The 8,986-nt window shown below is 43.8% G+C and carries 9 protein-coding genes; 6 read left to right on the forward strand and 3 right to left on the reverse strand.

The window, feature by feature from the left end:
• Positions 1 to 116 precede the first annotated feature (116 nt).
• Both ntdP and VQ00_RS17055 read left to right on the forward strand, forming a co-directional pair.
• The gene (gene ntdP, locus VQ00_RS17050) at positions 117 to 647 is read left to right on the forward strand and encodes a nucleoside tri-diphosphate phosphatase (RefSeq protein ID WP_046181330.1); all 531 of its coding nucleotides are present in this window, start codon (positions 117 to 119) and stop codon (positions 645 to 647) included.
• 56 nt (positions 648 to 703) lie between these two features.
• Complete coding sequence (locus tag VQ00_RS17055; protein WP_046181331.1) at positions 704 to 2,449, forward strand: ABC transporter ATP-binding protein; 1,746 nt, start codon at positions 704 to 706, stop codon at positions 2,447 to 2,449.
• Positions 2,450 to 2,479: 30 nt separating this feature from the next.
• Here the strand turns inward: VQ00_RS17055 and VQ00_RS17060 are convergent, their stop codons facing one another.
• Together VQ00_RS17060 and VQ00_RS17065 are read right to left on the reverse strand one after the other, a co-directional pair.
• Entirely contained in the window at positions 2,480 to 3,556 is a 1,077-nt protein-coding gene (locus VQ00_RS17060) for an FUSC family protein (RefSeq protein WP_046181332.1), read from the reverse strand.
• Between the two features lie 160 nt (positions 3,557 to 3,716).
• Entirely contained in the window at positions 3,717 to 5,006 is a 1,290-nt protein-coding gene (locus VQ00_RS17065; protein ID WP_046181333.1) for a glutamate-1-semialdehyde 2,1-aminomutase, read from the reverse strand.
• 127 nt (positions 5,007 to 5,133) lie between these two features.
• On the opposite strand from VQ00_RS17065, the gene bcp reads away from it, so the two are divergent.
• From bcp to perR, 3 genes are all read left to right on the forward strand, one after another.
• Entirely contained in the window at positions 5,134 to 5,601 is a 468-nt protein-coding gene (bcp, locus tag VQ00_RS17070) for a thioredoxin-dependent thiol peroxidase (protein WP_156154114.1), read from the forward strand.
• A 12-nt stretch (positions 5,602 to 5,613) separates the two neighbouring features.
• Positions 5,614 to 6,558, forward strand: a complete 945-nt coding sequence (locus VQ00_RS17075) for a D-2-hydroxyacid dehydrogenase (RefSeq protein ID WP_046181334.1) — start codon at positions 5,614 to 5,616, stop codon at positions 6,556 to 6,558.
• A 286-nt stretch (positions 6,559 to 6,844) separates the two neighbouring features.
• Positions 6,845 to 7,303: a peroxide-responsive transcriptional repressor PerR gene (gene perR / locus VQ00_RS17080; RefSeq protein WP_046181335.1), complete on the forward strand. Its 459-nt coding sequence runs from the start codon at positions 6,845 to 6,847 to the stop codon at positions 7,301 to 7,303.
• 48 nt (positions 7,304 to 7,351) lie between these two features.
• On the opposite strand, the gene VQ00_RS17085 is transcribed toward perR, so the two are convergent.
• Positions 7,352 to 7,708 carry a YgzB family protein gene (locus VQ00_RS17085; RefSeq protein ID WP_046181336.1) on the reverse strand — a complete coding sequence of 119 codons (357 nt, stop codon included), beginning with the start codon at positions 7,706 to 7,708 and terminating at the stop codon, positions 7,352 to 7,354.
• A 117-nt stretch (positions 7,709 to 7,825) separates the two neighbouring features.
• Between VQ00_RS17085 and VQ00_RS17090 the strand changes: the two genes are divergently transcribed.
• A complete protein-coding gene (locus VQ00_RS17090) occupies positions 7,826 to 8,698 on the forward strand; it encodes a nucleotidyltransferase-like protein (protein ID WP_046181337.1) in 873 nt (290 codons plus the stop codon).
• The last annotated feature ends 288 nt before the right edge of the window (positions 8,699 to 8,986 follow it).

Below are 8,986 nucleotides of genomic sequence, written 5' to 3' on the forward strand. Positions count from 1 at the left end.
GGCTTCATTTGTTTTCATTTGAGCAGTTAATCGTTATAATAGAAGATGAATGTTTTACCGTCCTTGCGAAAAGGGAATATAAAACAGCATGTGACGCTAGAAAGTAGGGGACAACGATGGAGATTCCTGCAGAAGGTGAATCGTTGCAGATTCACAGTTACAAGCATAATGGCCGCATTCATCGGGTGTGGGAAGAAACAGTTGTCGTAAAAGCAACTGAAAATATTGTTATTGGTGGAAATGACCGGACGATTGTAACAGAATCAGACGGGCGGACGTGGGTGACACGTGAGCCGGCAATCTGTTACTTTCACACACGTAAATGGTTTAATGTAATCGGCATGCTTCGCGCAGACGGCATCCATTACTACTGCAATATTAGTTCGCCATTCGTGTTTGACCACGGTGCGCTCAAGTATATTGATTATGATCTTGACGTAAAGGTTTTTCCGGATATGACGTACATTTTACTTGATGAAGACGAGTACCGACAGCATAGCCACGAGATGAACTATCCAGAGGTCATTGATAAAATTTTGCGGCGCAATATGGATCACCTGCTTCAATTGATTGAGCAGCAGAAAGGTCCATTTTCGCCCGGATTTATCGAGCGCTGTTATGGGAAATACTCACAGCTATGCCGCTGAATGCCTGTTGAAGTGTTCAACAGGTTTTTTCGTTGTGGAAAGAAAGGGGATAAGGGATGGGCGTTATCAAACGATATATGCAATTTGTCAAGCCATACAAGTGGCAGATTGCCGGGACATTGTTGATTGGCATCATTAAATTTGGTATTCCGCTCTTGCTGCCAATATTGATCAAATATGTTATTGATGACATTGTTGGCGGGTCGATGAGTGCAGCGGAAAAAAAAGAACAGCTTTACTGGTTAATCGGACTTATGCTCATTTTGTTCGTTATCGTCCGGTATCCGGTTGAATATTACCGGCAATACTTTGCCCAGTGGACAGGCAGTAAAATTTTATATGACATCCGAGATCGCCTGTTTGCACACATTCAACAACTCAGCTTTAAGTATTATGCCAATACGCGCGCAGGTGAAGTGATCTCGCGTGTGATCAACGACGTGGAACAAACGAAAAACTTTGTCATTACCGGGCTGATGAATGTCTGGCTTGACGCGGCAACCATTGTCATTGCTGCTGCGATTATGATGACAATGGACGTGAAATTAACGCTTGTGGCACTTGTTGTGTTTCCGTTTTACGCACTGAGCGTCAAATATTTTTTCGGTAATTTGCGCCATTTGACCCGCGTCCGTTCACAGGCTCTCGCAGAAGTACAGAGTCACTTGCATGAACGCGTCCAAGGAATGCCGGTTATTAAAAGTTTTGCCATTGAACCGGTTGAACAGGAGCGTTTTCGAACACACAACAAAAATTTCCTGCAAAAAGCGCTGGACCAGACAGCTTGGAACGCAAAAGCATTTGCCGTCGTCAATACAATGACCGATATCGCGCCACTTTTAGTCATCGGTTATGCTGGTATTCAAGTTATTGAGGGGAACTTAACCGTCGGGACAATGGCGGCGTTTATTGCGTACATTGATCGTTTGTACAATCCGCTGCGCCGTCTCGTTAATTCATCGACGACGTTAACGCAGGCAATCGCTTCCATGGACCGCGTATTTGAGCTGCTTGATGAAAAATACGATATAACCGATAAACCGGAAGCGATTGAATGCCGCGACGTAAAAGGGGACATCATGTTTGACCACGTTCATTTTCGTTATGACGAAGGAGAAGAACTGGTGCTTAAAGATGTTGATTTACATGTGAAAGCAGGAGAAACGGTGGCGCTTGTCGGAATGAGCGGCGGCGGCAAGTCGTCACTCGTCAGCTTAATTCCACGTTTTTACGATGTAACAGATGGACGGATTTTGCTTGATGGCACCGACATCCGTGATTTTAACGTCCGCTCATTGCGTGATAAAATTGGTATGGTGCTGCAGGACAACATTTTGTTTAGCGATTCGGTTCGGGAAAATATTTTGCTTGGCCGCCCAGAGGGGACGGATGAAGAAGTGATCGAAGCAGCCAAAGCAGCGAACGCACATGACTTCATTATGGCGCTGCCGAACGGTTATGAAACAAAGGTCGGTGAACGCGGGGTCAAATTGTCCGGCGGTCAAAAGCAGCGTGTGGCCATTGCCCGCGTGTTCCTGAAAAATCCGCCGCTTCTTATTTTGGACGAAGCAACGTCGGCACTTGATTTGGAGAGCGAGCATCTTATTCAAGAGGCCATTGAGTCGCTGGCAAAAACACGGACAACGTTTATTGTTGCCCACAGGCTGTCAACGATTACCCATGCGAACCGGATTATTTTGATTGAACATGGTGAAGTGATTGAAGACGGTTCGCACGATGAATTGATGAAAAAACAAGGCGGCTACTGGAGGCTGTTTCAAGTCCAGCAGCTGGACCAATAAAAAAGCGATGCCTAAGCCGGCATCGCTTTTTTATTCTTCTTCATATTCAGGCGCTTCGTCATCTTTATGATATTTATAAAAGCTTGTCATTAGATGATCAAGGTGTTCGAGCTTCTCCCCATATTCCAAAATCGACGATACAATGTGGAGAAGATGAATCGATGATGTTAATTCTTCTTTATTGTCCTTGTATATTTCATCTGTAAACATATGCATAAACTCATCCCGGTTCATACACGGCTCAAACAGCTCTTCAGACGTTTCAGTCGTTTTTGCTTTGCCGACAAACCGGAGAAGCAAATGTTCATGGTAGCTGACAAGGCAGTCAAGATGATCCTGCATTGTACGCAGCAATTCAGGGTTTAAATGGTGAAGCTCATTTTCATATTGATTGAGCCGCTGTAAAATATCCATGCTCCGGCGGGTCGTTAAAATCAATTTCCGATAGAGGACAATTTTTCGCTGCTTTGCCCGGAGATTTTTCTTCAGCGGGGTCCGGTCTTCTTTGTACAGCAAAAACATGTTGTCGATTTTAATCAATTTTTCGCGCTGTTTAGCCATGTCTTTTTTCAGCAAATGAGATTCCGACGCGTTTCGGGAGGTGATCCGAATCCACTTTAAAACTTCTTCGCTCAATTGGTTAAGGGATGAGAACAGCTTCGTTTCATATTTAGGTGGCAAAAAGACCAAATTCACAAGGAATGAAGATAAAACGCCGATTGAAATATTAAACATACGGATCATCGAGAATTGTACGAACTGATCGTTTTGGACTTCCATAATTGCGATGATTGTCACAAGAGCGATACTAACGGATTTTTCAAGCTTAAATTTAAGCAGAATAATAATGGCAATAATCGCTGCGAGTCCAACGATAATAATATGATTTCCGAAAGCGAGTACGAATAAAATAGCGATCGCGGCACCGATCACGTTTGCTTGAATTTGTTCCACTACCGTTAAATAAGAACGGTAAATATTCGGCTGAATAGCAAAAACAGCCGCGATTCCGGCGAAAACCGGTGACGGCAATTGTAGCCATTGTGCAATGTAAAGGGCTAAAACAATGGCAATTCCCGTTTTGAAAATGCGGGCACCCAGCTTCATTTGATGTATAGTTCCTTTCCTGAATAGTTGTATTGATACGTGTTTACCGAAAATCCCTGTGGGTCAAACAAACTGTACTATACAACGGAAAAGAAGGCATTGCAAGTAACAGAAAAATGAAAAAGAAACGCCTCTTTTATAGAGACGATCTTTTCATTCGTTATGAAAGCGCAGCAAATGCTTGTTCCGCAGCGCGAATGGTGTTTTGAATATCTTCTTCTGTGTGGGCGGTCGTTAAAAACCAGGCTTCATATTTTGATGGAGCTAAATTAATGCCGCGATGCAGCATTTCCTTAAAGAATCTTGCAAAGAGCTCGCCATCTGTTGCTTCTGCCTGATCGTAATTCACCACTTGTTGATCGGTAAAGTAAACCGTTAACGCACCTTTCAGACGATTAATGGTCACGGGGACATTTGCCTTTGCTGCGGCCTGTAAGAGTCCTTCTTCAAGCATGGCGCCAAGACGATCAAGCTGCTCGTAAACACCATCCTGTTCAATCACTTCGAGGCAGGCGATACCGGACAGCATTGAAGCTGGATTGCCGGCCATCGTCCCCGCCTGATACGCAGGACCAAGCGGCGCCACTTCTTCCATTACATCCACGCGGCCGCCGTAAGCGCCGATTGGCAAACCGCCGCCGATAATTTTGCCGAGTGCCGTTAAGTCGGGTGTTACTTCGAGTAAATCCTGGGCGCCGCCGTACATAAAACGGAAAGCAGAAATCACTTCATCGAAAATAAGCAGCGCGCCCGCTTCATGAGTGAGCCGTTTTACTTCTTCTAAAAAGCCAGGCTTTGGTTCTACAATACCGAAGTTGCCAACGATCGGTTCGATCATGACCGCGGCTACGTTATCACCCCATTTTTCGAGCGCTTCTTTTAATGGACCCGTTTCATTGAATGGAACGGTAATGACTTCCTGCGCAATGCTTTTCGGCACGCCGGCAGAATCGGGGGTGCCGAGTGTAGACGGACCACTGCCGGCAGCAACGAGGACAAGGTCCGAGTGGCCGTGATAGCAGCCGGCGAATTTAATAATCTTATCACGCTTTGTATATGCGCGCGCCACGCGAATTGTCGTCATAACGGCTTCGGTGCCGCTATTCACAAATCGGACTTTATCCAGTGCCGGCATCGCTTTTTTCAGCTTTTTGGCAAAGATCACTTCATGCTCGGTCGGCGTACCGAACAAAACGCCGTTTTGTGCTGCTTTTGTAATGGCTTCCGTAATATGGGGATGAGCATGTCCAGTAATAATCGGGCCGTATGCCGCTAAATAATCAATATATTGATTCCCGTCTACGTCCCAAAAATAAGCGCCCGCGCCGCGCGCCATTGCCACAGGTGAGCCGCCGCCAACTGCCTTGTAGGAACGGGACGGGCTGTTCACGCCACCAACAATATGTTTAAGCGCTTCTTCGTGAAGTGCATCTGACTTTGAAAACTTCATAACGTATGGCCTCCTGATTCTTTTTTCTGTTTCATTGTAGACTTCTTCGAAAAAGGAATCAACGTACGGCTCTACAGTTGCCAATTTCAACCCGATTCGCTACGCTAAAAGAAAAAGGGGGATTCTTGTGGAGAATTTAACAGGAAAACTGGCACCGATTTTTACATTGCCGGATCAGCGGGGCGAGATGGTTAACATTGCTGACTTTAAAGGGAAAAATATTGTTCTTTATTTTTATCCGAAAGACATGACGCCGGGCTGCACGACAGAAGCTTGTGACTTCCGGGATCAGAACAGCGTCTTTGCCCAATACGAGACGGTCATTATTGGCATTAGTCCAGATCCGGCTGCGCGCCATCAGAAATTTATTGAAAAACATGGATTGCCTTTTACTTTGCTCGCAGATGAAGAACAAACTGCAGCAGAACTGTACGGCGTCTGGACGCTGAAAAAGAACTTCGGCAAAGAATATATGGGTATTGAACGCTCGAGTTTTTTAATTAATAAAGAAGGCATTATTGCAAAAGAATGGCGGAAAGTTCGTGTAAAAGGACATGTAGAAGAAACGCTTGAAGCAGTAAAAGCGTTAAACTAAGGAGGGACTTCGTTGAACATCGTATTTACATTTCGCCCGCCGCGGGATATTCAAGCGGATCTTCAGAAAAAATTTCCAAACGAAACGTTTTCGTTTTATAAGCAGCTGGATGAAGCTCAATCGCTCCATGAAGCGGAAATTTTGGTGACATTCGGGAGTGATCTGACAGAAGAACGTATTCATGAGTGCCAGTCTCTTAAATGGATTATGGTGGCGTCGGCTGGTATTGAAGAAATGCCGCTTCAAGCGATTAAAGACCGAGACATTCTTGTGACAAATGCTCGTGGTATACATAAGATTCCAATGGCGGAATTCACACTCGGTTTCATGCTGAATCACGTCAAGCGGTTTGCTGAGCTGCATACGCTCGAACAGTCAGAAACGTGGAACAAGCAGCTGCCGCTTCAGGAGTTGGCCGGAAAAGAAGTGACGATTCTGGGAACAGGAGCGATCGGTCAAGAAATCGCCAGGCTTGCAAAAGCATTCCGGATGACAACAACCGGTGTTAATAAAAGCGGGCAACATGCTGAAGGGTTTGATCAAATTTTTACGATTTATGAACTTGAGTCGGCTGTTCTCAGTGCGGATTTTGTTGTGGCGGTTTTGCCGAGTACGCCAGAAACGATCAGTCTGCTACAGCCAGAACACTTTGAAACGATGAAAAATACGGCTGCATTTATCAATATTGGGCGCGGTGACCTTGTCTCGGAACTGGTTTTGCTTTCTGCGATTAATGATGAGGAAATTGCACATGCGTACTTGGACGTATTCCCGGTAGAGCCGCTCCCTGAAGCCCATCCATTTTGGCGTCATCCGGCCATCACGGTTACGCCTCACATTTCCAGTGTGACAAAGCAGTACGTTCCAAGAGCAATGGTGATTTTTGAACATAATCTCCGCTGTTTTATCGATGGTGGGGATTATGAGAATGTCATTGACGTGGAGAGAGGGTACTAAACCGGCGCGAAGCCGGTTTCAGGCTGTTGACAAACGCTCGCTTTCGGCGTTGCTTGCCGTGTGTGAATGCTCATGACCCCCAAAAGGTCACTCCGCTTCCCAACCGGCGGCGTTCCTTGAAAGACAAGCGTTTTCAATCAGCCTGCTTTCTAACTTTGTCTACACTCTGAAACCAACGCTAAGCCGGTTTTTCTTTTCCATTGACAATCATACTCATTTGCGAGTAAACTGTTTATAAAGATTATAAAGTAATAATCCTTTTCAAAAAGAAAAGAGGTGTAGGTCCTTGTCACACACACATGTCCATGAATCCCATGATCAGTTGAAAGATGCGCTTGATGCCCTGAAGCAAACCGGTGTCCGCATTACACCTCAACGCCATGCGATTCTTGAATTTCTCGTCGAGTCGATGACGCACCCGACCGCTGATGATATTTATAAAGCGCTTGAAGGAAAGTTTCCAAATATGAGTGTTGCCACTGTATACAATAATTTGCGTGTGTTCCGTGAAGTAGGTCTCGTAAAAGAATTAACGTACGGCGATACATCAAGCCGTTTTGATTTCGTTACAACAGAGCACTACCACGTGATCTGCGAAACATGCGGCAAAATTGTTGATTTCCACTATCCGGGTCTTGATGAAGTAGAGCAGCTTGCAGCGCACGTAACAGGCTTTAAAATCAGCCATCACCGTATGGAAGTCTACGGAACATGCACGGAATGTCATCATAAAGATTTGCACTAAAAAACCTCCATCACCCTTTTCGGGATGGAGATTTTTTTGTGAGTCTGATTAATCAAGGCTTTTTTTCTGATTATACTTTTCATCGAAGTCTTTTCCTTCCAAAGAAGGATCCAGTGTAAGCGGCTCGTTGCAGTACATGCACATATCGACACGTCCAAGCACTTTAGTCGGCTTCCCGCAGTTCGGACAAACAACTTGTATCGCTCTGGTCGACAGCATACCGATCCAGAAATACACAACGGTGCTAGCCACAATGCATAAAAGACCAAGCAGCATGAAGATCGTCATGACGAGGAAGTTCTCCCGGAAGAAAATACCGCCGTACATCACAATAAATCCAATAAAAATAAGGCTTAACGCAAATGTGCGGATTTTATTAATTTTACTTGAATATTTTTTTGCCATCGTTTCATCCTCCCACTCAATACTATATCATATAATCTCTTCCCGCTTGCGGCAGGAATTCGACATTTTATGTCGAAACTAAACAAAACGAAATTTAAATGTCTGGAGGAAAAGGAAGTGGAAGATTTACTGCGCCCTTTATATCAAGAACGGACAAGTCAGCAAAATACACTCGGTGTATTGGCTATACAGAAAAACGAACAAAACCGAGCGTTTACTGAAAACTTTGATTCTATTTTGCTTATCATTGTTAAAGAAGCGGAAGAAGCTGTTTTTATTAAACACTATGGGGACTGGAATGAAGAAACAGCTTCTATGTATATCATAACAGAAGCACAATTAAAAGAGTGGCTTCTGTTAGGCACAAACCGGAAAGTCATTGAATGGCTTTATCATGGTCGGATTTTGTTTGATCGAAACGAATATGTACAAGAGTTGAAAACGGAAATGCGCGATTTTCCATTTTACGGCCGCAAAATTAAAATGACGATTGAATTTGCGAAATTAATTAAACGTTACACAGACGGGAAAGCATTTTTTAATGATGCCCATTTTTTAGACGCATATAATCACGTACTGCATTCATTGCACCATTTGGCGCGGCTTTCTGTCATTGAAAATGGACTTTACCCGGAATTGACTGTGTGGAATCAAGTTCGCCATATTGAGCCCGGCATCTATAAACTGTACGAAGAACTTTTAACAAGTGATGAGAACTTGCAAAAAAGACTGGAACTGCTTTTTTTAGCGAGTGAATTTTTAATTCATTCCCGAACTGAACGTGGAGCAGATCATTTACTGACGCTGATGAAAGAAAAAGAATGGTGGAGCATTAGTGAATTGCTAAATCATGAAGAAGTAAGGCATTATGCGGTAGATCTTGTGACATTAATAGAATATTTAATTGATCGACAGCTTGTTCGTGTGGTGTCTGTTCAGACAAAAGGGCAAGGGATTTTCCATCGTTATTATCACGTGACAAAAGATTAATTATTTTTCGAAATAAATCATTGACTCATCTGTTACGTAATGTTATATTAATTAGCGTCGCTGTTAGAGGAAGCTAAGACAGCAAAAAAGAAATTGAAAATAATACTTGACGAATTTGATTCATATTGGTATTATATTAAAGTCGCTGTCTTACGTTTTATGACAAAGGCGCTAAGCTGAATTGAACATTGAAAACTGAACAAAATCAATAAAAACGTCAACGTTTTAAGCAAGAAACTTCTATTGTAAGATGCTCGTCATTTTATACAGAAACAATTGAGCAATCAA

The sequence above is a fragment of the Domibacillus tundrae genome, from assembly GCF_000970675.1.
Lineage (GTDB): Bacteria > Bacillota > Bacilli > Bacillales > Domibacillaceae > Domibacillus > Domibacillus tundrae.